This is a genomic window from Tistrella mobilis, from assembly GCF_039634785.1.
In the GTDB taxonomy this organism is placed as follows: Bacteria; Pseudomonadota; Alphaproteobacteria; order Tistrellales; family Tistrellaceae; genus Tistrella; species Tistrella mobilis.
Window position 1 is genome coordinate 90,294 of record NZ_JBBIAB010000011.1, and the last position, 24,033, is coordinate 114,326.

General features: G+C 69.2%; 19 protein-coding genes. 9 read left to right on the forward strand and 10 right to left on the reverse strand.

All coding sequences use genetic code 11. The annotated features are described in order from the left end of the window. Window positions 1-32: 32 nt before the first annotated feature. The 5 genes from WI697_RS16805 to WI697_RS16825 all read right to left on the reverse strand — a co-directional run bounded on the left by WI697_RS16805 (window position 33) and on the right by WI697_RS16825 (window position 7,443). On the reverse strand, window positions 33-1,799 hold the full coding sequence (locus WI697_RS16805; protein ID WP_345959237.1) for a M14 family metallopeptidase: 1,767 nt from the start codon (window positions 1,797-1,799) through the stop codon (window positions 33-35). A 35-nt stretch (window positions 1,800-1,834) separates the two neighbouring features. Further along, the gene (locus WI697_RS16810; RefSeq protein ID WP_062761187.1) at window positions 1,835-2,680 is read right to left on the reverse strand and encodes an ABC transporter permease; all 846 of its coding nucleotides are present in this window, start codon (window positions 2,678-2,680) and stop codon (window positions 1,835-1,837) included. 12 nt (window positions 2,681-2,692) lie between these two features. Beyond that, entirely contained in the window at window positions 2,693-3,616 is a 924-nt protein-coding gene (locus WI697_RS16815) for an ABC transporter permease (protein ID WP_345959238.1), read from the reverse strand. 323 nt (window positions 3,617-3,939) lie between these two features. Then, window positions 3,940-5,478 carry an ABC transporter substrate-binding protein gene (locus WI697_RS16820; protein ID WP_345959239.1) on the reverse strand — a complete coding sequence of 513 codons (1,539 nt, stop codon included), beginning with the start codon at window positions 5,476-5,478 and terminating at the stop codon, window positions 3,940-3,942. Between the two features lie 117 nt (window positions 5,479-5,595). Next, on the reverse strand, window positions 5,596-7,443 hold the full coding sequence (locus tag WI697_RS16825; protein WP_345959240.1) for an ABC transporter ATP-binding protein: 1,848 nt from the start codon (window positions 7,441-7,443) through the stop codon (window positions 5,596-5,598). Between the two features lie 344 nt (window positions 7,444-7,787). On the opposite strand from WI697_RS16825, the gene WI697_RS16830 reads away from it, so the two are divergent. Both WI697_RS16830 and WI697_RS16835 read left to right on the forward strand, forming a co-directional pair. Continuing rightward, window positions 7,788-9,479, forward strand: coding sequence for a CYTH and CHAD domain-containing protein (locus tag WI697_RS16830; protein WP_345959241.1), 1,692 nt, complete (start codon window positions 7,788-7,790; stop codon window positions 9,477-9,479). 31 nt (window positions 9,480-9,510) lie between these two features. Continuing rightward, window positions 9,511-10,200, forward strand: a complete 690-nt coding sequence (locus tag WI697_RS16835; protein ID WP_345959242.1) for an O-methyltransferase — start codon at window positions 9,511-9,513, stop codon at window positions 10,198-10,200. Window positions 10,201-10,215: 15 nt separating this feature from the next. Here the strand turns inward: WI697_RS16835 and WI697_RS16840 are convergent, their stop codons facing one another. The 4 genes from WI697_RS16840 to WI697_RS16855 all read right to left on the reverse strand — a co-directional run bounded on the left by WI697_RS16840 (window position 10,216) and on the right by WI697_RS16855 (window position 16,767). Then, window positions 10,216-11,673 carry a sensor histidine kinase gene (locus tag WI697_RS16840; protein WP_345959243.1) on the reverse strand — a complete coding sequence of 486 codons (1,458 nt, stop codon included), beginning with the start codon at window positions 11,671-11,673 and terminating at the stop codon, window positions 10,216-10,218. Window positions 11,674-11,691: 18 nt separating this feature from the next. Beyond that, window positions 11,692-13,152, reverse strand: a complete 1,461-nt coding sequence (locus WI697_RS16845) for a dihydrolipoyl dehydrogenase family protein (RefSeq protein ID WP_345959244.1) — start codon at window positions 13,150-13,152, stop codon at window positions 11,692-11,694. Beyond that, window positions 13,149-13,904, reverse strand: a complete 756-nt coding sequence (locus WI697_RS16850; protein WP_197465147.1) for a VTT domain-containing protein — start codon at window positions 13,902-13,904, stop codon at window positions 13,149-13,151. Before WI697_RS16850 ends, WI697_RS16845 begins: the two co-directional genes overlap by 4 nt. A 124-nt stretch (window positions 13,905-14,028) precedes the next feature. Next, window positions 14,029-16,767, reverse strand: coding sequence for a cation-translocating P-type ATPase (locus WI697_RS16855; RefSeq protein WP_345959245.1), 2,739 nt, complete (start codon window positions 16,765-16,767; stop codon window positions 14,029-14,031). Between the two features lie 173 nt (window positions 16,768-16,940). Here WI697_RS16855 and WI697_RS16860 point away from each other — a divergent pair, with 173 nt between their 5' ends. The 7 genes from WI697_RS16860 (at window position 16,941) to argB (ending at window position 22,369) form a co-directional block, all read left to right on the forward strand. Continuing rightward, a complete protein-coding gene (locus WI697_RS16860; protein WP_345959246.1) occupies window positions 16,941-17,435 on the forward strand; it encodes a hypothetical protein in 495 nt (164 codons plus the stop codon). Window positions 17,436-17,636: 201 nt separating this feature from the next. Further along, window positions 17,637-17,771 (forward strand): 50S ribosomal protein L34, encoded by a 135-nt coding sequence (rpmH, locus tag WI697_RS16865; RefSeq protein WP_014746230.1) that lies wholly within the window; start codon window positions 17,637-17,639, stop codon window positions 17,769-17,771. 49 nt (window positions 17,772-17,820) lie between these two features. Further along, entirely contained in the window at window positions 17,821-18,318 is a 498-nt protein-coding gene (gene rnpA, locus WI697_RS16870; protein WP_082828215.1) for a ribonuclease P protein component, read from the forward strand. Then, complete coding sequence (gene yidD / locus WI697_RS16875) at window positions 18,315-18,710, forward strand: membrane protein insertion efficiency factor YidD (protein WP_345959247.1); 396 nt, start codon at window positions 18,315-18,317, stop codon at window positions 18,708-18,710. Before rnpA ends, yidD begins: the two co-directional genes overlap by 4 nt. Continuing rightward, a complete protein-coding gene (gene yidC, locus WI697_RS16880; RefSeq protein ID WP_345959248.1) occupies window positions 18,703-20,409 on the forward strand; it encodes a membrane protein insertase YidC in 1,707 nt (568 codons plus the stop codon). Before yidD ends, yidC begins: the two co-directional genes overlap by 8 nt. A 173-nt stretch (window positions 20,410-20,582) precedes the next feature. After that, the gene (gene yihA / locus WI697_RS16885; RefSeq protein WP_082828216.1) at window positions 20,583-21,248 is read left to right on the forward strand and encodes a ribosome biogenesis GTP-binding protein YihA/YsxC; all 666 of its coding nucleotides are present in this window, start codon (window positions 20,583-20,585) and stop codon (window positions 21,246-21,248) included. Window positions 21,249-21,451: 203 nt separating this feature from the next. Further along, window positions 21,452-22,369 (forward strand): acetylglutamate kinase, encoded by a 918-nt coding sequence (gene argB / locus WI697_RS16890; RefSeq protein WP_014746225.1) that lies wholly within the window; start codon window positions 21,452-21,454, stop codon window positions 22,367-22,369. 101 nt (window positions 22,370-22,470) lie between these two features. Here argB and WI697_RS16895 read toward each other — a convergent pair whose 3' ends face one another. Beyond that, window positions 22,471-23,826, reverse strand: coding sequence for a methyl-accepting chemotaxis protein (locus WI697_RS16895; protein WP_345959249.1), 1,356 nt, complete (start codon window positions 23,824-23,826; stop codon window positions 22,471-22,473). Window positions 23,827-24,033: the final 207 nt, after the last annotated feature.

Genomic DNA, 24,033 nt, shown 5'->3' on the forward strand with positions numbered 1-24,033 from the left:
CATGACGGGTGTCGCACCCGAAGGGGCGGGGCTCAGGCCCCCGCAATCTCCTGCCAGGCGTCATAGGCGGCCAGCACCGCCCGGGTCTGGGCCTCATGGGCCAGCCGGAAGGCGGCGCCATAGACGGTTTCGTCGGGATATTCGGTGATCAGCGTGACCGCCGGCACCTGAGCCGGCTGTTCCGAGACCATGCAGGGGAAGCCGTCGATCACCTCGAAGCCCAGCCGGCCGGCATGGATTTCGTAAAGCGCGATCTGGCGGGCGTTGAGGGCCGCCAGATCGGGCAGGCGGCCAAGCTCGGCGGTCACCCGGGTCAGCAGCCGGCGGGCCCGGTCTTCCCAGCCCGGATGATGGCGCAGGATCAGGAAGAAGCCCTTGGGCACCGTCCACATCTCGAAACCGCGCGGCACATAGCCGGTCAGCGGCCGGGTCCATTCATGGGACGGGTAGCCGTGCAGGTTGAGATGCAGGTCGGCACCGGTCCGCGCCTGCGCCTCCACCCGGATCGCAGCTTCGTAGAGCGGCCCGGTCTGGCCACGCCCCGTCTGCCGGCGATACTCGAGGTCGTCGCCGAGTGCGGTGTAGCGCGCCGCATGATGCATATGGTCGGGCTGGCTTCGGGTCAGCCGGCGGTGCATGGCATAGCCGTCGGGGTTTTCGACCGGGGCGATGGTGAAATGCGCGGTCGGGCGGGCGGCGAGCAGGGCGGCGGCACGGATCGCACCGGCGACGCCCGAGACCTCGTTGGCGTGCTGGCCGCCGCTGATCATCACCGGATGATCGCTGCCCTGGCGATGGCGGGCGAGCACCGGCCGGCCTGCGCGGGAGCCGGCGACGAAGACCTCGCCGCCGATCCGGTCGAGTTCCGCCCTGATCTGGGCCATGCCGAAGGGGGCTTCGGCCTCGTGCAGCGGCTGGTCGGGCCAGTCGGCCTCTCCGGTATCCAGCGGCCGGGTCTCGATCCTGAGGCGGTGGGCGCCGTCGGCGCTGCGGATGTCGGGCAGGATCCGGCCGGGCTGAAGGTCGCGGGCGCCGATCGGCCGGCCGGAATGGCGCTGGAAATGTTCCAGCAGCGAGAAATACAGCTCCTCGTGCAGCGCCTCGTGCAGGCTGATCACCTCTTCGCCGACCGGCAGGCGGGTATCGGCGCCGGGCAGGTCGACGCGGATCTCCAGGGTCTCGAAAAAGGGCTCGTCCGCCCCCCAGTCCCAGGCCGTGATCACCGCCATGGCGCGGTGAAACAGCGCCTCGTACTCGGTTTCCAGCCGCTGGTCGATCCGCCGGCCATCGGGATGGGCCAGTTTCAGCCAGCCGGTGGGCGAGAGCCGCATCTGGCCGACATGGTCTTCCGCCAGATGGTTGGGGGCGGGCAAAGTGAGGTCGGTGAGGCTGCCATCGGCCGCTTCCAGCCGCAGCCGGTAAGCGGGCATGGCGCCCGCCGCCACGGCTTCGGGCACCAGATCCAGCCGGGCATCGCCGATCATGCCGGCCAGCGGATAGGCCTCCAGCCGGAAGCGGTTCTCGCCCGCATCAGGCACCACCGGATAGCCGAGTTCGACCCGGGTGAAGGGGCCGGCGGCGCGGGCATCCTCGACGAAAAAGCCGATCAGCGGCTTGTAGGCCGGGTGCAGCCGGGCATCGACCCCCGCCGCCCGGAACCGCGCCTCGGCGGCGCGGCGCTGGCCGGCATCCTCGAACAGCCAGGCATCCAGGCTGGCGCCCCGCCAGTCGGGGGTGGCGTAGGTGGCGAGCAGCCGGTCGAGGGTGCGCTCGAAGGTCTGGTCGATGAGCAGCGTCATGTCCGGCTCCGGGAGAGGAGGTGGTGGTGGCCTGATCAGGCCTGGGTGCGGCCGGTGGGGTCCAGGCGGTCGCGCAGCCAGTCGCCCAGCAGGTTCAGGCCCAGCACGGTCAGCAGGATGGCGAGGCCGGGGAAGACGCTGACCCACCAGGCGTTCTGCAGATAGGTGCGGCCGTCGGCGAGCATGCCGCCCCAACTGGGAATGGTCGGGTCGACGCCGAGGCCCAGGAAGGTGAGCGAGCTTTCGAGCAGGATGTTGGTGGCGACGTTCAGGGTCATCAGCACCACCACCGGCCCCGCCAGATTGGGCAGCAGATGGATGAACAGGATCTTCGCATCGCGCACCCCGATCGCGCGGGCGGCATGGATGAATTCGCGATCGACCAGAGAGAGCACCGAGCCGCGGACCAGGCGGGCATACTGCACCCATTGGGCCGCGATCAGCAGAATGATGGTGTTGGCGAGCCCGCCGCCGACGATGGCGATGAAGGTGATGGCGAGCAGGATGAAGGGCAGCGCCAGCTGCACATCGGCGAAGCGCATCACCACCATGTCCCAGAAGCCGCGGTAATAGCCCGCGACCAGGCCCATCACCACGCCGATCACCACCGCGCCCACCACCGAGGTGAAGCCGACCAGCAGCGAGATCTTGCCGCCGGTGATCACCCGGGCGAGCACGTCGCGGCCCAGCGGATCGGTGCCGAGCGGATGGGCCCAGCCCTGGAAGGGCAGGGTCAGCCGGGCCATCAGGTTGATCTTCTCGCCGCCATCGGGGAAGAGCAGCGGCGAGAGCAGCACCGCGGCGGTCATGCCGCCGGCCAGCAGGAGGCCGAGGACCAGCTCCAGCTGCGGGCCGCTTTTATGCGTGCGGGCGCGTGCCATGGGTCTCGTCTCCTAGCGGGTGCGGATGCGCGGGTCGATCAGGCCATAGGCGATGTCGACCAGCAGGTTGATCGCGACGATGAGCAGGGCGAGCACGGTGATCACCGCCTGCAGCACCGGATAGTCGCGCCCGGCGACGGCATCGAAGGCGAGCGTGCCGAGGCCCGGCCAGTTGAACACCCGCTCGATCACCACGATGCCGCCGAGCAGCCCGCCGAACTGGAGGCCGAAATAGGTGATCAGCGGAATGGCGCAGTTCCTGAGCGCATGCTTGTAGAGCACCTTGCTCTCGCTCAACCCCTTGGCGCGGGCGACCTGGACATACTGGGCGCGGAGCGTTTCCAGCATGGCGGTGCGCACCAGGCGGACATTGGTCGCGGTCAGGATGATGCCCATGGTGACGGCGGGCATCACGAAGCTCAGGATCCCGTCCATGCCCGAGGGCGGCAGCCAGCGCAGCGTGATCGAGAAGACCAGCACCAGCATGATCGCCAGCCAGAAATTCGGGAAAGACAGGCCGGTCAGCGACAGGATGCGGATCACCTGATCGGCCGGCCGGCCGCGATTGACCGCGGCATGGATGCCGAGCGGGATCGAGAGCGCGATCGAGACGATCATCGAGGTGAAGGCCAGCGCCAGCGTCGCCGGCAGCGCCTTGGAAACCAGCAGCGAGACCGAGGTGCCGCCCAGGAAGCTGCGACCCAGATCGCCGGTGACGAGGCCGGTGACGAAATCGAGATATTGCGACAGGAAGGGCTCGTTCAGGCCCAGCGCCTGGCGGATGTTGTCGAGATCCTCCTGGGTAACGCTGCCCGCCCCCTGCGCCAGCATCAGCGCCGGATCGCCGGTCAGGCGGATCGCGAAGGACACCGTCAGCGTCACGGCGAAGAGGACGAAGATCGCCTGCAACAGGCGCTTGAGGAGAAAGCCGGCCAAGGGTCAGCCTCCGGAGGATGGATCGACGAAAGACCCGCCGGACCCGAAGGCCCGGCAGATCCGCGATGGTACTTGTCGTCAGGCGCCGTGCTGCCCCGAAAGCCGGGCGCTTCGCGCCCCAGCCGCCATTGAGGCGGCGGCCAAGGGCGCGGTAGCACCCGCCCGGCGAGGGCCAAACAATCCGGCGCGGCGCGCCCGCCCGGCAAGTGCCCAGGCATAAGTCGTGTTCAGGCGGTGGCCGGGAACCGGCCACCAAGGCCGCCATTGAGGCGGCGGCCAAGGGCGCGGTAGCGCCCGCCCGGCGAGGGACTAACTGACTCCCCTCACTCCACCGTCACGCCGGTCAGGCGGATGCGGTTGTCCGGCGGGGCCACGAAGCCCTTCACCCGCTTGGAGACGCCGTAGATTTCGTTCAGGTTGAACAGCGGCATTTCCAGCGCCCGGTCGGCGGCATAGGCGGCGATGCCGTGCAGCACCTTCTCGCGTGCCGGGGCGTCGGTCATCGACCGCTGACGCTCCAGCAGCGCATCCAGCTTGGGATCGCTGTCATAGGGGTTCCAGCGCTCGCCGGTGTGGTACATCAGATAGGCGGTGTTGTCGTAGTCGAGCGTCCAGCCGCCCCATTTCTGCTGGAACATCGCGCCGGTCTTGCCCTGCGGGATGATGTCGTTCAGCAGCACATTGGTCTCGTAGGGCTTGATGGTGGCGTTGATGCCGACCATGCCCAGATAGCTGGCGACCGCCTGCGACACCTCGGCGAAGGTGGCGTCGTTGCCGCGGATGTCGATCTGCACCTCGGCGCCCGGCTTCACGCCGGCCTCCTTCAGCAGCTCTTTCGCCTTCGCCTGATCGAAGGGCAGCGGCTTCATGTTCGGGTCGTAGCCGAAGGACAGCTCGGACTGGAAGCTTGCGATCTGCTTGGCCTGGCCGCCCAGGATGGCATCGATGATCGTGCCGCGGTCCACCGCCATGATCATCGCCTTGCGCACGCGCGGATCGGCGGTGATGCCGTCGCGGGTGTTGAAGCGCAGCGCATAGACCGTGGGGCTGGTGACGCTGACCAGGTTCAGGTTCGCATCGGCCTTGATGGTGTCGACCATCGAGATCGGGATGGTCGGCGGGATCACCACGTCGACGCGGCCGGCCTGAAGCTCGGCAACCGCGGTCGCGGGCTCGGCGATGAAGCGGTAGGTGACCTTGTCGAGGGCGGGCGCGCCGTCCCAATAGTCGGCGAAGGGCTCCAGCGTGACTGAGACCTTGGGGTCATAGGCGGTCATGCGGAACGGGCCGGTGCCGACGGGATGGGCGTTGATATAGGCCTCGTCGTGCTCGGCCGTGTACTTCGGCGGCACGATCATCGCGCCATAGCCGGCGAGCTTGGTGATCAGCACCGGATCGGGCTGCTTCAGCACCAGGTCGACGGTGTGGTCGTCGATGACGTTGACCCGGTCGATGACCGCATAGTTGGAACGCTGCGGGCCCTTCTTGCCTTCCTCGCCCAGCAGGCGGTCGAAGGTGAACTTCACCGCTTCGGCGGTGAAGGGCTCGCCATTGTGGAAGGTGACGCCGTCGCGCAGCTTGAAGCGCAGCCGCTTGCCCTCGTCCAGAACCTCCCAGCTGGTGGCGAGCGCCGGGACGATCTTCAGGTCGGGGGTGCGATAGACCAGGCCTTCATAGACGTTGGTCGCAACCGACGACCAGTTGACCAGGAAGGTGTCGATCGGGTCCCAGCTGCCGGGATCCTGGGGGGAAGACAGCGTCAGGGTGCCGGCGGCAGAGGCGGATGCGGCCATGCCGAAGGGCAGGGCCGCCGCCAGCGCCGCGGTCAGCAGCAGGCGCTTCGTGGTCAGGAGATGTCTCATGCGTCGTCTCCGCGTGGAATGCGAGTGGACGTTGGCCTCAGGGCCGGCCCGGTCGGATGGGAAGATCGGGTCGGCTGCTGGTCAGGACGTGGCCCCGGCCCTTGATGCGGGCACGGTTCATGCCGTTTCGGCGACCTTGTGGTCGGGGGCCACGGATTTGAGGGAGAGGATCCGGGGCGCATCGCCGACCCGGCGCACCGGGCTCGGGATCTCGCCGTCGAGCATCGGCCGGTCGGGGCGTCGGGTCGGATCGGCGACCGGCACGGCCGAGAGCAGCTTGCGGGTATAGGGGTGCATCGGGCGTTCGAACACCGCGGCGCGCGAGCCGATCTCGACGATCTGGCCCAGATAGAGCACCGCCACCCGATGGCTGATCTTTTCCACCACCGCCATGTCGTGGCTGATGAACAGATAGGCCAGCCCCTCTTCGGCCTGCAATTCCATCATCAGGTTGATGATCTGCGCCTGAACCGAGACGTCCAGTGCCGAAAGCGCCTCGTCGGCGATGATCAGCCGGGGTTTCGAGGCAAGCGCGCGGGCGATGCAGATCCGCTGGCGCTGCCCGCCCGAAAATTCATGCGGGTAGCGGTCGGCGAAGTCCGGCTTCAACCCCACCCGCTCCAGCAGTTCGGCGACCCGGCTGCGGATGGCTTTCGCGCCGTCGATCAGCCCATGGGTGGTGATCGGCTCGGCGATCGAGAAGCCGACGGTCCGGCGCGGGTCGAGCGAGGCGAAGGGGTCCTGGAAGACGTATTGCACCTGACGGCGCAGCCTGCGGCGTTCATGGGCCGACATGTCCGACATCGGCCGGCCTTCGAAACGCACCTCGCCGCCGGTCGGGTCCTGAAGCTGCTGGATGGTGCGGCCGATGGTCGACTTGCCCGACCCGCTTTCGCCCACCAGCGACAGGGTCTCGCCCGGCCAGAGATCCAGATCGACGCCTTCCACCGCATGCACCCGATGGGTGACCCGGCCAAGCAGGTTGCGGCGCACGTCGAAGCGCGCCTCCAGCCCGCGCAGGCTCAGGATCGGCGCCTGGTCGTACCGGGCGGTGTCCTGGACGGTTTCGACGCCCACCACCCGCGACTGCTCGCCATCCATCACCGTCAGCGGCAGGCGCTTGGGGAAGGGCTCGCCGGTCATGGAGCCCAGCGCCGGCACGGCCGAAAGCAGGGCCCGGGTATAGGCATGGGCGGGGCGGGCGAAGATCTCCTCCACCGGGCCTTCCTCGACCTTGCGGCCGCGCCACATCACCACCACCCGGTCGGCGATTTCGGCCACCACGCCCATATCGTGGGTGATGAAGATCACCGCCATGCCCAGCTTCTTCTGCAGGTCGCGGATGATCGACAGGATCTGGGCCTGGATGGTGACGTCGAGCGCCGTGGTCGGCTCGTCGGCGATCAGCAGTTTCGGCCGGCAGGCCAGCGCCATGGCGATCATCACCCGCTGGCGCATGCCGCCCGACAGCTGATGCGGATAGCGCTTCAGCATCGCGGCGGCATCCGGCAGGCGGACCATCTCCAGCAGCTCCCGTGCTGCGGTCAGCGCCCGGGATTTCGGCAGCCCCTCGTGCAGCATCAGCACCTCGGCGATCTGGTCGCCGACGGTGAAGACCGGGTTGAGCGAGGTCATCGGCTCCTGGAAGATCATCGCGACGTCCTTGCCGCGGATCCGGCGCATCTCGTCCTGAGAGACGCGGGCGATGTCGACCGGATCCGGCCCCTGGCCGAAGCGGATCTCGCCCTGATCGATGATGCCGTTCATGTGGTCGATCAACCGCATGATCGCGAGCGAGGTGACCGATTTGCCCGATCCGCTTTCGCCCACGATCGCGAGCGTCTGACCGGGCGCCACCGCAAAGGACACGTCGTCCACGACCCGGTTCGATCCGAAGCGGACGCTCAGGGAGCGCACGTCGAGCAGGGGGCCGTCGAGCTGGTGATCTCGGCTCAGTTGCGTCATCGGTGCTCCCATGAAACCCGGCATCCCGACCCGCCCCGGTCGGATGCATCGCACCGCCCCGTCCTGGCGGTGCTGGCCGGCGTCCGATTGGACACCTCACTCTGACGAAATTGTTTTCCCGACATTTTGTCAATAAATTCTCATCGTTATGTCGTACCTTTCCATTATCCGGCGTTCTGCGGCCACCGGCTGCGACCCTTCGACGCCATTGCGTGCACTGGCGGACGTGGCCGGCAGCAGGCATAATCGCTTGCGTGTCATGCGGTCCCTGCCCGGTCTCGCAGCCTGCGCCCGTTCCGGCGCATCTCCCCAATCGTTCCGGGTCCCACAGGAAACCTGCCCCCATGCATCGCGTCGAACTCGGGCTGAAATTCGCCCTCGATCCCGCGGGGCTGAAAAGCCTCCGGCAGCACCGCGCCCTGCGTGACCTCAGGCTTGCCAAACCGGTGACCCGGTCGCAGAGCGCGGTCTATTTCGATACCGAAGACCGCCGGCTTCACGCCCGCGGCGCGGTGGCCAAGGTGGTCACCATCGGCCGGCGCCATGTCCAGTCGGTGAAATGCGCGATGGAGCCGCCGGCGGGCTCGGCCCTGATCCGGCGCGACGCCTTCGAGGATGCGGTGGCCGACGACCGGCCGGATCTCCGGCTGTTGACCGGCACCCCGCTCGGCGCGCTCGGCGCCGAGGCCGATCTCGCCGCCGCGCTGAGGCCGGTTTTCGTCACCGATCTCAGGCGCAGCCTGCACCGGCTGGGCGATGCCGGCTGGGCGGTCGAACTGGTGATCGACGAGGGCAGCATCGCCGATGCCGAAGATCCGGAACACCGGCTGCCGGTTGCCGAAATCGAACTCCGCCTGCTGGAGGGTACGCCCGACCGGCTCTATCTGGTGGCGCTCACCCTGCTCGACCGGGTGCGGCTGCAGCCGCTGCTGCCGCCCAAATCGGAGCGCGGCTTTGCCCTGGTCGCCGGGGCCGCGGCCGCGGACGAGGTGACGGCCGAGAAGGCCGCCCCCGTCGCGCTTGACCCCGACATGACCGCGGCCGAGGGCTTCCGGGCGATCGCCCGCGCCTGTCTGGGCCAGCTGGTCGCCAACGAGCCTGCGGTGCGGGCGGGGCTGCCCGAAGGCGTGCATCAGATGCGGGTCTCGGTCCGGCGGCTCAAATCGGCGCTGTCCACCTTCAAGGAGATTTTCGGCGAGGCGACCGGGGCGACCGTCGCCGACCCGCTGGCGCCGGGTGTCGATCCGGCGCTGCTGACGCCGGGCGACGTCAAGGCGGCGCTGGGCTGGCTGATGGCGGTGCTGGGGCCGGCGCGCGACGCCGATGTCTTTGTGGGCGAAACCCTGACCGGGGCGGAAAAGCTGCTGGGGGCCGGCCCGCTCGCCGCGCTGCGCGGTGCGGTGGAAGACGACCGGCGCGCGGCCTGGGATGCCGTCGCCGCGGCACTCGACGATCCGAAATTCGCCCGGCTGCCCCTGGTGCTGGGCGCCTGGATCGAGGCCGGCCACTGGCTGCCCGATGGCGGCGTGGCGCCGGAGCCCTTCGACGGGCTGGCGATGTCCGGCGGTGATGCCGACACCCCCGAGGCAGAGGAGGCGCCGGTCGTCCACCTGTCTCCGGCCCCCGGTCTTGAGCCGCTGGGGGCCTTTGCGGCCCGCGTGCTCGACAAGCGGCTGCGCAAGGTGCTGCGCCGGGGCCGCGGTCTCGGCAAGCTGGCGCCCGAGGCCCGGCACGAGGTGCGCATCCAGGTCAAGAAGCTGCGCTATGCCTGCGAATTCTTCGGCGGGCTCGCCACCGACCAGAAGCAGGCGACCCGCTTCGGCAAGCGGCTGAAGGCGTTGCAGGATGCGCTCGGCCTGCTGAACGACATTGCCGTCGCCCGCTCCCGGCTGGAAGAGCTGTCGGCCCGGCCGGCGCTCGCCTTCGGTGCCGGCATGATCGCGGGCGCCCATGCGGCCGGCCAGGACGAGGCCCTGCGCAAGGGGGTGAGCGCCTGGAAACGTTTCGTGAAGGATGCCGATCCCTTCTGGTCCTGATCTTCTCTCCACCCGCGGAGCCCGTGACCTCATGACCCGGACCGATACCGATCGCTGGCAGGCGGTCGACCTCTGGTTTGCCGATCACCTGCTGCCGGCGGACCCGGCGGGAGAGGCGGCCCTTGCCGCCAATGCCGCAGCCGGCCTGCCGCCCCACGACGTCTCGCCGCTTCAGGCCCGGTTTCTGGGGATTGTCGCGAAGATGATCGGCGCCCGGCGGGTGCTGGAGATCGGCACGCTCGGCGGCTACAGCACCCTGCATCTCGCCCGGGCGCTGGGGCCGGCGGGGCGCGTGGTGACGCTGGAATTCAATCCGCATCATGCCGATGTCGCGCGCGCCAACCTTGCCGCGGCCGGGGTGATGGACCGGATCGATCTGCGCGTCGGCCCGGCCCATGATCATCTGCCCGATCTTGCCGCTGCGGTCGAAGACGGGTCCGAGCCGCCCTTCGACCTGATCTTCATCGATGCCGACAAGCCGTCGAACCCGGTCTATCTCGACTGGTCGATGATGCTGGTACGGCCGGGCTCGCTGATCCTGGCCGACAATGTGGTGCGCGACGGGCGGGTCACCGATCCCGATGGCGATGCCTCGGTGCAGGGCGTGCGCAGCTTCACCGGCATGGTCGCGGCCGATCCGCGGCTTGAGGCGACGGTGCTGCAGACCGTGGGCGTGAAGGGCCATGACGGCTTCATGCTGATCCGGGTGGCCTCCGTCTGACCGGCGAAGGCCGGGTTACCCGGCCGGCATGTGCAGAGTGAAGCGGGTGCCCTCGGGCCCGGTCGAGTCCAGGGTCAGATCGCCGCCATGGGCGCGGGCCAGATCGCGGGCGATCACCAGCCCCAGCCCGGTGCCGCCCGGCCGGGCTGAGCCGGTGAAGGGCTCGAAGAGATGGGCGGCCGCCTTGGGCGGCAGGCCCGGCCCGGTATCGTCGACCCGGATCGCGATCTCGTCCCCGCTGCCGCGGCCGATGGCGACCACCAGCCGGTGGCCGCCGGGCGGCGGCGCGGCCGTCTGCATCGCCTCCAGCGCATTGCGCACCAGATTGGCCAGGATCCGGTAGAGAAGGTCATGGTCTGCCAGCACCGTGGTGCCCGCCGGTATGGCGCAGGCCCGGGCGATCGGCCCGGGATCGGCTGCCGGCAGCAGCGGGTCGTCGGGGGCGGCCGGCGGGTCGGGTTCCACGGTCGCCAGCACCTCTTCCACCACCTGGGCCAGATCGAGCCGGGTTCTGTCGGGGGCCGGCGTCTCGGTGGTGGCGAAGCCCAGGGACCGGCCGCAAAGCGTGATCGCCCGGTCGAGCGCGGTAATCATCGGCGGCAGCAGCCGGCGCACCGCGGGGCTCGCCTCGCGCTCGATCCGGTCGGCATTGAGCAGCGCGGTCGAGAGCAGGTTGCGCAGGTCGTGGTTCAGCTTGGCGACCGCCGCACCCAGCCCCGCCAGCCGGCTTTTCTGTTCCAGTGCCCGGCGCACGCTCTGCTGCATCATCGCCAGTTCCCGCTGCACGATGCCGATTTCGTCGCTGCGCCCCGAGGTCGGCATCATCCGGGCCGGATCTTCCGGCGCCTCGCGGAAGGCGATCACCGCCGCCGCCATCTGGCGCATGGGCCGCACCATCAGCCGTTCGATGGCCGCATAGAGCAGCGCGGCGACGATCGCCGACAGCACGATGGTCAGGGTCAGGATGCGGATCGAATAGGCGCGCATCTCGTCGCGCAGATCGCGTTCCTGAAACAGCACGTCGACCATCATCTCGGGCGCCATCGGCGCCGGGCCGATCACCCGGATCAGCCGGGGTTCGGTTTTCAGCAGGCAATCGAGCGCATCGCGGATCAGCGTGAACGGGGTCTGCTGGCGCAGATCCACGGTCCGGGCGGCCGGCGCCAGTTCGCCCAGCATCAGATCGGGCCGGCCCGGGCGGCTGAGCGTGACGGCGACCACCATGGAATTGTCGAGCAGCACCTTTTCCAGCCCCGGCGTCACCTCCATGTCGCGATCTTCCAGCGCCAGGCTCGCCAGATGGGCCGAGGCAAGCCGGGCCTCCAGGAACACCAGACGGAAGCGGGCGATGGAGGGCAGATAGATCAGCACCTCGCCCAGGATCACGAAGATCACGGTCAGCAGCAGCAGCCGGCCCGACAGGCTGTCGACGAAGGGCAGACGAAAACGGCGGCGGGGCCTGCTGTCGGGCATAAGGATCCCCCCTCGCGGTCAGGGCAGCCGCAGCAGCAGCCGCACCAGACGGCGGCTGCGGCTGCCGAACAGCAGCTCGGTGAAGGCCTGGCCGGCGGCGCGTTTCGACGCCTCGGCGCGGGTGGGATAGGCCGTGATCAGCCCGGCCATGGCGCCGATCTTCAGCTTCTCGCGGATCGCGAGTTCCCAGCTCTGCAGCAGTTCACCCGCGCCTTCGCCCACGATGCCGGCGCCCAGAATGCGGCCGCGGCGGCCGACCAGAACCTTGACGAGGCCGTCGCGGCGCCCCTCGGTGCGGGCGCGGTCGACCTCGGCGAAGGGCCAGCGCAGCACCCGGATATCGCCGTGCATCGCCCGTGCCTCGGCCTCGGTCGGGCCGACCCGGGCAAGTTCCGGATCGGTGAAGATCACCCGCGGCACCGCCCGGGTCTCCACCCTGGCCGGCAGGCGGAACAGCGCCTGGCGGATCACGATGCCGGCATGATGGCCGGCCATATGGGTGAAGCGCTGCGGGGCCGCGCCGTCGATGCCGCCGATGCAGTCGCCGATGGCGAAGATCCGGGCATTGCTGGTCCGCAGCCGCGCATCGACCCGGATGCCGCCGGCATCGACCTCGACCCCCGCCGCCGCCAGATCCAGCCCCTCGGTCACCGGCCGGCGGCCGGTGGCGACCAGCAGCTGGTCGCCTTCCACCACCTGCCGCACGCTCCCCTGGCCTGCCAGATGGAGGCGGACACCGTCGCCTGTGGCCCTCGGGGCGGCGGCCACGGCGCGGGCCTGTTCCAGCACCGCCACGCCTTCGGCCAGCAGGCGGTCGCGGACCACCGCCACCAGCTCCGGATCCTCGGTCGGCAGCAGCCTGCCCGAGGTGGCGAGGGTGACCGCCGATCCCAGCCGCCGATGGGCCTGGGCCATTTCGACCCCGACCGGCCCGCCGCCCAGCACCACCAGATGTTCGGGCTGCATCCGGTCGCTGAAGATCGTCTCGTTGGTATGGACCACCACCCGCTCCAGCCCCTCGATCGGTGGCAGTGCCGGGCGGGATCCGGTGGCGATCACGAAACGCCGGGCGGTGACGATCCGGTCGCCCGCCATCAGCCGGTTGCGGTCCAGAAACCGGGCATCGGCTTCGATCACCTCGACGCCCAGGCTGCGGAAGCGTTCGGGCGAATCATGCGGGGCGATGTCGGCAATGACGTCTGCGATGCCGTCCTTGACCCGGGCGAAATCGGCCACCGGCGGTGCGCCCCGAAGCCCCAGTTCCGGCCAGCGCGCCGCCTCGGCCACCGCCCGCGCCCGTGCGATCAGCGCCTTGGACGGGATGCAGCCGGCATTCAGGCAGTCGCCACCCATGCGGCCGCGTTCAACCAGCACCACGCGCGCGCCCATCTGCACGGCGCCTGCGGCGACGCTCAACCCCGCCGCGCCGGCGCCGATCACGCAGATGTCGGTGTCGAGCATCCGCTCGGGGCTGGTCATGGGCGTCTCCGTGCGGCGCGGCGAGCCTTCACATGCGACACCAAAGCCGGCAGCAGGGCAAGCACCGCAAGCCCCGACAGCCCGGCCATGATCTCGACGGTCATCAGATCGGCCAGATCCGGCACCCGGCCCTCGGCGATCACCTGGCCCAGCCCCGCGCCCAGCGACACATAGACCAGCGCCCCCGGCACGATGCCGATCAGCGTGACCGCCGCATAGGGCAGAAGCCGCATGCCGAACAGGGCCGGGGCGACATTGACCAGAAAGAAGGGGAAGACCGGCATCAGCCGCAGAAACAGCAGATAGCTGGTGGCATTGCGCCGGAACCCGGCTTCCATGCGGCAGAGCTTCGCGCCGGCATGGCGCAGCATCAGCGGCCTGAGCGCGCCGCGCGCCGCCAGAAAAACCGTCACCGCCCCGGCGGTCGCCGCCACCAGCACGATGGCGAGGCCCAGCGGCACGCCGAAAAACACCCCCGCCGCCAGGCTCAGCAATGCGGCACCCGGCAGCGAGATGGCGACCGACACGGCATAGACCAGGCAGAAGCCGGCGATCGCCGTCAGCGGATGGGTCTGGATCAGCCCGGTGATCCGGTCGTGATGGCGGGCCAGGGCGTCGAGCGTCAGCTGATGATGCAGCCCGCCGGCCAGCGCCAGCGCCAGTGCCGCCACCAGGATCGCGAGCGGCAGGCAGCGCAGCAGCGGGCGGCGGCCACCTGTCTCGGGATGCGGGCGTTTGCGGCACATGGTCATCGGCGGCGGGTCCATCGGCGGGCGGCCGGGATGGCCGCTCCTTACCCAGATGTAACGACCGCCCGGCGCCCCCGCCAATAAACTTGCCGTGATCGCCCCGCGAGCCCGGCCGATGCCGGTGGGGTCAGTGTCTGGCCGTCACCAGCCGCGTGATGCGCTTTTCGATCTCGATCACCGCGAAGAGGGCCACACCGGCGCCGGTGGCGATCAGGATCTCGACCGGGCCGAGCGGCACGGTCTGGAACAGCCGGTTCATCGGCGGCCACCAGGTGAAGGCGGCCTGGGCCGCGACGGTCAGGGCGATGCCGGTCAGCACCGCCCGCGTGCCCATGATGCCGGTCAGCGTGAGCGAGGGCCCGGCCATGTAGCGCACGGCGAAGAGATAGAAGATCTCCATCGCCACCACCGCATTCACCACCAGGGTCCGCGCCCCCTCCAGCCCCAGCCCGCGCGCCTCGCCCAGATGGAAGACGGTGAAGGTGCCGATGACGAACAGAAAGGACACGAAGCCGATCCGCCAGAACAGGAAGGGCGTTACCAGCGGCGCATCGGCGGCGCGGGGCGGCCGGCGCATGGCGGCGGGCTCGGTCGGCTCGAAAGCCAGCGTCAGGCCCAGGCCCACGGCGGTGATCATGTTGATCCACAGGATCTGCACGGCGGTCAGCGGCAGGGTCAGGCCCAGGATGATGGCGGCCACGATCGCCATGGCCTCGCCGCCATTGGTGGGCAGCGTCCAGGCGATCACCTTGCGCAGATTGTCATAGACCGTGCGGCCCTCGCGGATCGCCGCCACGATCGAGGCGAAATCGTCATCGGCCAGCACCATCTGCGCCGCCTGCTTGGCGGCCTCGGTCCCCTTGTTGCCCATGGCGACGCCAACATCGGCGCGCTTCAGGGCCGGGGCGTCGTTGACGCCGTCGCCGGTCATCGCGACCACGGCGCCTTTCGCCTGCAGGGCCTCCACCAGCCGCAGCTTGTGCTCGGGGCTGACCCGGGCGAAGACCTGGCGCTCGTGGGCAAGCTTCGCGAAGGTCTCGGCATCGGCCGCATCCAGCTCGGCACCGGTCGCCGGCGGATGGGTGACGTCCATGCCCATGTCGCGGGCGATGGCCGCCGCCGTGACCGCATGATCGCCGGTGATCATCTTGACCTTGATGCCGGCGCTGCGTGCCGCCGCCAGCGCTTCCACCGCCGCCGGGCGCGGCGGATCGATCATGCCGACCAGGCCCAACAGCACCAGCCCCTGGCCGATCTCGCCCGCGGCCGGCATCCCGGCACCGGGGGTGAGCCTGCGGGCGGCGATGGCCAGCACCCGCCGGCCGCGCCCGGCGAGCGCCGCGACTTCGGCCTCCCAGGCCGGCCGATCGATCGGCCGGGTGCCGATCCCGGCATCGATGCCGATGGCTTCCACCTCGCACAGGCCGATCAGCACTTCGGGGGCGCCCTTCACGCAGAGCAGCGGCCCGGGATCGTCGGCGCCGGCATGCAGGCTCGCCATCCAGCGATGACGGCTGTCGAAGGGGATCAGCCCGATCCGCGGCCGCGCGGCCCGGGTCTGGTCGGGGTCGAGCCCGGCCTTGGCGGCCAGGCGCACCAGGGCCGCCTCCATCGGGTCGCCTTCGACCCGCCAGCGGCCCTCTTCATCGGCGAACAGCCGGGCGTCGTTGCAGAGCAGCCCGGCCAGGGCGAGATCGGCAAGCACGGCCGCCGCCGCGGTGGCGGGGTCCTCGCCGGCCTCGGTCGCAACCCGTCCCTCGGGATCGTAGCCATGGCCCTCGACCGCAAGCCGCCCCTCGGCCAGCACGCAGTCGCGCACCGTCATCTCGTTGGCGGTCAGCGTGCCGGTCTTGTCGGAACAGATCACCCCGATCGCGCCCAGGGTTTCGACGGCCGGCAGGCGGCGCACGATCGCGCGGCGCCGGGCCATGCGCTGCACGCCGATCGCCAGCGTGATGGTCATGACCGCGGGCAGGCCCTCGGGGATGGCCGACACCGCAAGCCCCACCACCGCCATGAAGGCATCGTCGAAGGCATAGCCGCGCAAGCCCACCGCCACCGCGAACACCAGGGCCGACATCGCCAGGATCACCGCCGACAGCCGGCGGCCGAACCCGGCCATCTGGCGGACCAGCGGGGTTTCCAGCGTCTCCACCGTCTCGATCATCCGGCCGATCCGGCCGATTTCGGTGGTGGATCCGGTGGCCACCACCAGCCCGCGTGCCTGGCCGGCCGTGGTCATGGTGCCGGAATAGGCCATGCAGACGCGGTCAGCCAGGGCGGCATCGGTCCGCGTGGGGGTGGTGGATTTGGCGACCGGCACCGATTCGCCGGTCAGCGCGCTTTCATCGATATGCAACCCGGCCGCATCCAGCAGGCGCAGATCGGCGGGCACCCGGTCGCCGGCCTCGATCAGCACCACATCGCCCGGCACCAGTTCGGCCGCATCGACCCCCACCCGCACGCCGCCGCGCAGCACCGCCGCCCGGGGGGCGATCATGTCGCGGATTGCCGCCAGCGCCTTTTCGGCCCGGCCTTCCTGAACGAAGCCGATCACGGCGTTGATCACCACCACGCCCAGGATCACTCCGGCATCGACGTAATGGCCGAGCAGGATGGAGATCGCGGCCGAGACCAGCAGGACATGGATCAGCACGTCGCGAAACTGGCCGGCGATTCGGCCGATCAGGCTGCGGCCGGCCTTGGCCTCCAGGCGGTTGGGCCCGAACGCGGCCAGGCGGCTGGCGGCCTCGTCGCCCGCCAGGCCGTCGGCCCGGGCGTTGAGGGCTGCCAGCGCCGCCTCCGGGGGCACCGCGTGCCAGGCGGTCTCGGCGATGGTCAGGGGGCCGGGGCTCTGTCTGGTCATGATCGCTGGGTCGTCCACGCAAATGAGGGGGGATGGGCGCGTCGCCTGAACGCCAGGATAGCATGATGCAGTGCAGCATCTCCCGCTTTGATCCAGGGCAAGTCGCCGCACTTGCCCGCATCGGGCGAAGCCGCCACACTCGACCCACAACCGGTCCATACTGGAGAACCGCCATGCGCCCGGGGCTCGTCGCCGGCCTTCTTGCAGGCCTCGTCACCGCCGCCTGCTCGCCCCATGATTTCGGCACCCGCTCCACCCTCGCGCGGGTGGAGCACCGCTATTATGTCGGCGACCAGCCTACCGCCGACGGTATGGGGCCGGTGGTGATGTCGCTGGAACCGACGGATCGCGACTGCGCCGAGGCGCGCCACTGGTCCTATCGCTATCCCGATGATCATTTCGCGGGCTATGGCTATGCGATCCGCGACGGCCGCGGCCGTGCCGCGAATTTCTGCCCGCCGCTCACCGCCATGCGGCCGCTGCCCCAGGCGGCACCCGAACTCTCGGGCCGGGAACTGCTGGCCCTGCATGCCGCCCGCGCCGCCCGCGCTGACGAGCGCATGCGGGAAGACCGCCTGTTCGAACTAGACGACCTGCTTGCCCGCGGCCGGATCGATGCCGATGACCATGCCCGCCGACGCGCCCAGCTGCTGAGCGGGGACTTCTGAGGCTTCGGCAACCCACCGCGCGGCAACAGATGATCGTGGCCCTCGCTTGCGATTGACAGGCAGGAGGCGTGCCCGTATAAGCCCGTGGTTATTCGGGTTTCGCCGGCAGGCGCGGCCCGCCCGGCGCGTGCGTGACCCGCATGAAACAGGCGCCGGTATCGGGGCCTCAGTGCCGGTCACAGCAGATATGGAGTTCCTACCGTGAAGCGGACTTATCAGCCGAGCAAGCTCGTTCGCAAGCGCCGTCATGGCTTCCGGTCGCGCATGGCGACCGTGGGCGGCCGCAAGGTGCTGGCCAACCGTCGTTCGCGCGGCCGCAAGCGCCTGAGCGCCTGACCGGACCGTCTTCGTCGGGCCGCGCACCCCGGACCGTTCGGTTCCGGCGGTGGCGCGGCCCCGATCGTTCGAGGGCCGGGTGGTGAAGGCGGGTGCAGCCGGGTTGAAGCGCCGCGGTGAGTTTCTTGCCGCTGCGCGCAGCGGGATGAAATGGGCGACGCCGGGTGTTGTGGTGCAGGCCCGTCCCTGGACGGCGGCCGAACGCGATGCCCGTGCCGCCGAACGGATTTCGGTCCGTGTCGGCTTCACCGCCAGCCGCAAGGTCGGCAATTCGGTGGCCCGTAACCGGGCTCGCCGGCGCCTGCGCGCAGCGGTCGATGCCTGCATCGCCGATGCGATGCCGGCGCATGACTATGTGCTGATCGCGCGCACCCAGACCGTCGACCGCGACTATGACCGCCTGCTGGCCGATCTTGCCGAAGCGCTGCGCAAGGCGCCGCGACCCAGGCGCCCCCGGCGCGGCGGAGAGGATGGCGGGAAGGCGCGGCCGGCCCCGGCCGCCGGGGCTGTGGTTTCCGCAGGCCCGGCGGGAGACGGCGACGCATGAGCGGCCATCTCCATCACGCCGGTTGCGGCTGTCCGGTCGTGCCGGCCGAAGGTCGGTCAGGCCCGGGCGATCGCGGTTCCCGCGCCACCGGTCGCAAGCCCCGGCAGGGCATCGTCAGTCGTGGCCTCGCCATGCTGATGATCGTCTTCGTCCGGGGCTATCAGCTTGTGATATCACCCTATCTGCCGCCGCGATGCCGGCATCTGCCGACCTGTTCGGCCTATGCGATCGAGGCGGTGCAGCTTCACGGACCCGTCCATGGCGCCTGGCTGGCGCTCCGGCGGATCCTGAGGTGTCATCCGTGGGGGACGTCGGGCTACGACCCGGTGCCGCCGCGCCCCGGATCCGGTGCTGAGCCAGGCGCCGGCAAATCAGGTGAGGCCGATGCCTGAACAGCGCAACCTGATGATCGCGATGGTCCTGATGATCGCGATCCTCTTCGGTTACTACCTCCTGGTCCCGCAGCCGAAGCCGCAGCAGCCTGCCGAAGCCGTGTCGACCGAAGCCCCGGCGACCGCCGGCGGCTCGGCGCCCTCGGCCCCCGGTGCGACGCCTGCGGCCCCCGCGCCGCTCGACCGCGAAGCGGCGCTGGCCCGTGATCCGCGGGTGAAGATCGATGCGCCGCGCGTGTCGGGCTCGATCAGCCTGGAAGGCGGCCGGATCGACGATGTCGCCCTGGTCGACTATCACGAGACGGTCGATCAGACCTCGCCGCGGATCGAACTGCTCTCGCCGCTCGGCACCAAGGCCGCCTATTACACCCAGACCGGCTGGGTCGCCTCGTCCAACGAGGTGAAGCTGCCGGGCGCGGAGACGGTCTGGACGCCGGCCGACGACCGGCCGCTGACGCCTGAACACCCGGTGACGCTGACCTGGGACAACGGCCAGGGGCTGGTGTTCGAGCGCCAGATCGCGATCGACGCCAACTATATGTTCACCGTCACCGACAAGGTGACGAACACCGGCGACGCGGCGGTCACGCTCTACCCCTATTCGCTGGTTTCGCGCAGCGGCACGCCCCAGACGCTCGGCTATTACATCCTGCATGAAGGTCCGCTCGGCGTCGTCGACGGCACCCTCAAGGAATACAAGTACAAGGACCTGGCCGAACAGCAGCAGCCGGTCTCGGCCAGCTCGACCGGCGGCTGGTTCGGCATCACCGACAAGTACTGGCTGGCGGCGGTGATCCCCGATCAGTCCGAGGCGGTGACCGCGCGCTTCGGCCATTCGGTGGTCGGCACCACGCCCAAATATCAGGTCGACTATCTGGGCAGCGCCCGCGAGGTCGCCCCGGGGGCGACGGCCAGCACCGTGTCGCGGGTTTTCGCCGGCGCCAAGGAACTGGACGTTCTGGATGGCTATGGCGATGCGCTCGGCATCAAGAACTTCGACCTGGCGATCGATTTCGGCTGGTTCTACTTCCTGACCAAGCCGATCTTCCTGGTCCTGCTCTGGATCGAGAGCATCGTCGGCAATCTCGGCATCTCCATCCTGATCCTGACGCTCTGCACCAAGGCGCTCTTCTTCCCGCTTGCCAACAAGTCCTATGTGGCGATGAGCAAGATGAAGAAGCTGCAGCCGGAACTGGTGAAGCTGCGCGAGCGCTACAAGGACGACAAGGTCCGTCTCAATCAGGAGATGATGGGCCTCTACAAGAAGCAGAAGGTCAATCCGGCCGCCGGCTGTCTGCCGATCCTGGTCCAGATCCCGGTCTTCTTCGCGCTCTACAAGGTGTTGTTCGTGACCATCGAGATGCGGCATAAGCCCTTCTTCGGCTGGATTCACGACCTCTCGGCACCCGACCCGCTCTACATCACCAACCTCTTCGGCCTGCTGCCCTATACCCCGCCGCACTTCCTGGCGATCGGCATCTGGCCGGTGCTCATGGCCTTCACCATGTTCCTTCAGCAGAAGCTGAACCCCGCGCCGGCCGATCCGACGCAGGCGAAGATCATGATGTTCCTGCCGGTGATGTTCCTGTTCCTGTTCGCGGGCTTCCCCGCCGGTCTGGTGATCTACTGGACCTGGAACAACCTGCTCTCGATCGGTCAGCAGTGGCTGATCATGCGGCGGATGGGCGTCAAGGTCTGACGACGTCCGCCATCACCCGAACCATCCGAGGAGTGCCGGAGATGAACGCCGGACCAGATCAGACGCGGGACGGCGGTCCCGACATCTCCCCGGAGACCGTTGCGACCACCCCGACCCCGGCCGCGGAAGCGGCCGGGGTTCCGGTTTCGGGGGGGGCTGCGTCCGAACCGGACGTGATCGATATCGCCACCGATGCGCTGGATCCCGACCTCGTGCAGGCCGGGCGGACCCTCCTGCTCGGGCCGGTCTCCTTCGTGATGGGCGCCGCCAGCCTGCGCGATCTGCCGCCCGACGACCTGCCCGAGATCGCCTTCGCCGGCCGGTCCAATGTCGGCAAGTCCAGCCTGATCAACGCGCTGACCGAACGCGGCAACCTGGCCCGCGTCTCGAACACCCCCGGCCGCACCCAGCAGCTCAACTTCTTCCGCTTTGCCGACCGGATGATGATGGTCGACATGCCCGGATATGGTTATGCCGAGGCGCCGAAGGCCATGGTCAAGGCCTGGCAGAAGATGGTGTTCTCGTATCTGCGCGGCCGCAGCAACCTTGCCCGGGTCTATGTGCTGATCGACGGCCGCCACGGCGTGAAGGAGAACGACCGCGAGGTGTTCAAGCTGCTCGACGATGCGGCGGTGAGCTATCAGGTGGTCGTGACCAAGGCCGACAAGGAAAAGGCGCCGGTGCTGGCGAAGCGGCTGCAGGCGATCGAGACCGAGCTGCGCCGCCATGTGGCGGCCTATCCTGAGGTCATCGTCACCAGCAGCCGCAAGATGCGCGGCATGGAGACGCTGCGCGCCGCGATCGCCCGGCTGCTGCTCGAAAACAATCAGGGCACCTGAGCCGCAGGCGGGCCTTGTGTGCCGAGCCGCCGGCGGGCCTTGTGCCGGGCCGCCGGCCGGCCTTGTGTATTTTGTCGTCATCCGGCGGTTTTCGCGCCGCCCGGTTCGGCGTATGGTCCCGGCTTGGAAAAGGCCGGCCCCTCAGGGCCCGGCCGTCACGAAGCTTGGGCCTGCCACCCGCAGTCTTTCAGGAGCGCCGCCGCATGAGCACCTCCAAGACCCCCAATTCGATCTCGGACACCAAGCACTGGCTGCGGACGGCCGCGACGATTTCGGACGCGCTGCCCTATCTGCGCCGCCATTCCGGCAGCACCTTCGTCATCAAATATGGCGGCCATGCCATGGGTGACGAGAGCCTGGCCGAAACCTTCGCGCGCGACATCGTGCTGCTGAAGCAGGTGGGCATCAACCCGGTGGTGGTCCATGGCGGCGGGCCGCAGATCGGCCAGATGCTGGAGCGGCTGAAGATCACCTCCAGCTTCGTCGACGGGCTGCGCGTCACCGACAAGGCGACGGTCGAGGTGGTCGAGATGGTGCTCGCCGGCTCGATCAACAAGCAGATCGTGGGCGCGATCAACGCCGCCGGCGGCACCGCCATCGGCATCTGCGGCAAGGACGGCAACCTGATCCGGGCCGAGAAGCTGCGCCGCACCAAGCGCGACCCCGACAGCAATATCGAGCGGATCCTGGATCTGGGCTTCGTGGGGGAGCCGACCGAGATCAACGACAAGGTCATCACCACCATCGCCCAGTCCGACATGATCCCGGTGATCGCGCCGGTGGGTGTGGGCGCCAAGGGTGAGACCTTCAACATCAATGCCGATACCGCGGCCGGCGCCATCGCCGCCGCCGTCCAGGCGCGCCGGCTGCTGATGCTGACCGACGTGCCGGGCGTGCTCGACAAGGAAGGCAATCTGATCTCGGATATGAGCGTGGCCGAGGCCCGCCGCTACATGGCCGACGGCACCATCACCGGCGGCATGATCCCGAAGGTCGAGACCTGCATCGCCGCGGTCGAGGGCTCGACCGAAGCGGCGGTGATCCTGGATGGCCGGGTCGCCCATGGCATGATGCTGGAGACCTTCACCCATCGCGGCATCGGCACGCTGATCCACGCCTGAGGGCCGATCGCGACGCTGGCTCCGGGGCTGGAAAAAGAAGGGGGGTGCCGACGGATCGGCGCCCCCCTTTGCCTTTTGCCCGCAGCGGGGCCTGCGACCGGTCAGGAGGCCTTGCGGACCTCGTCGAGGAAGGCATCCACCGCCTGACGCAGATGATGCGACTGGTCGGTCAGCATGGCCATGGCCGTGTTCACCTCGCCGGCCGCGGCGCGGCTGGTGCCGGATCCGGCCTGCAGCCCGTCCATCAGCTCCGACACGCGGTGATTGCCCTGGGCGGCATCGGCCACGGCACGGGCGATTTCGCGGGTGGTGGCAACCTGTTCTTCGACGGCGGCGGCCACCGAGGTGGAGATGGCGTCGATCTCGCCGATGCCGCTGGTGATGGCGCTGATCGCCTCCACGGCGTCACGCGTCGCCTGCTGGACCTGGGCGATCTGGCGGCCGATATCGTCGGTCGCCGTGGCCGTCTGGTTGGCCAGGGTCTTCACTTCGCCCGCGACCACCGCAAAGCCCTTGCCGGCCTCGCCGGCCCGTGCTGCCTCGATCGTGGCGTTGAGCGCCAGAAGATTGGTCTGCTGGGCGATGCTGCTGATCAGCGTGACCACCTCGTCGATGCGCTGGGTGGTCTCGGCCAGGGTGCGGACCACCGCATCGGTGCGCCTTGCATCCTCAACCGCGCGGGTCGCCATGCCGGCAGACTGTGCCACGCGGCTGCCGACCTCGGCGACAGAGGCCGCCAGTTCCTCGGTGGCGCTGGCCACGGCCTGGACGTTGCCGGCGGACTCGCGGGCGATATCCGCGGCCTTCGACGCGTCGTCGAGCGCCCGGACCGCCGTCTCGGCCATGCGGCGGCTGGCGGCATCGGCATCCTGGGCCGCCTGGCCCATGGCCGAGACCACCCGCCCCATCTGGCGATCGAAACTGCCGGCCAGCCCCTCGATCACCTGGGCGCGCTTCGACGCTTCGGCTTCGGCATAGGTTTCGAGCAGAAGTTCCAGATCCAGCCAGGCGACTTTCGACAGGGCCGAGGCGAAGGCGGCATCATTGCTGCGGCGCCGGTTGTGGCCGAACAGGCCGCCGCCGGTTCCGGCGGCGGACATGTCCTCGATGATGGCGCGCGAGACCGTCGAATGACAGATCGCGACCGCATAGCCCGGCACGCCATGGTCGTAGAAGGCCGAGGCGAGGTTGCGGGCCGAGGCGGCGAAGCCGTTGTCGATCTGGCCGCCGGCGGCCCGGCTCCAATGGGCCAGACGGATGGCGTGGACCTTCGGATCCTTCAGCGCCGCCTGAATTTCGGGCCAGGGCGCGAAACGCGCATGCAGCGCATCCAGCAGGGCGGGAAGCCGCTGCTGAACCCGTGCCCGGTATGCGGCCAGGGCGTTCAGATCGTCATCGGTCAGGTCAAAGGCCGCACAGCGGCGGCGCTGATCGGCATCAAGCGTCTGGAGGCTCATGGGGCCTGGTCCCGTCTCGCAACTTGAAGGTCTGCCCTATCGGCCGGTGCAGAGATCGTTCGACGCCGCAACATGGCAAGGTCGATGCACTTATGTCATGAGAAAACCGTCGACTGTGGCGATTTGCCCATGGCTCTCGGCAGGAGATCATGTCCTGATGATCTCAACCAATTCTTGGGGCCCGGGGAGTCGGTAGGTCTTGCAGGT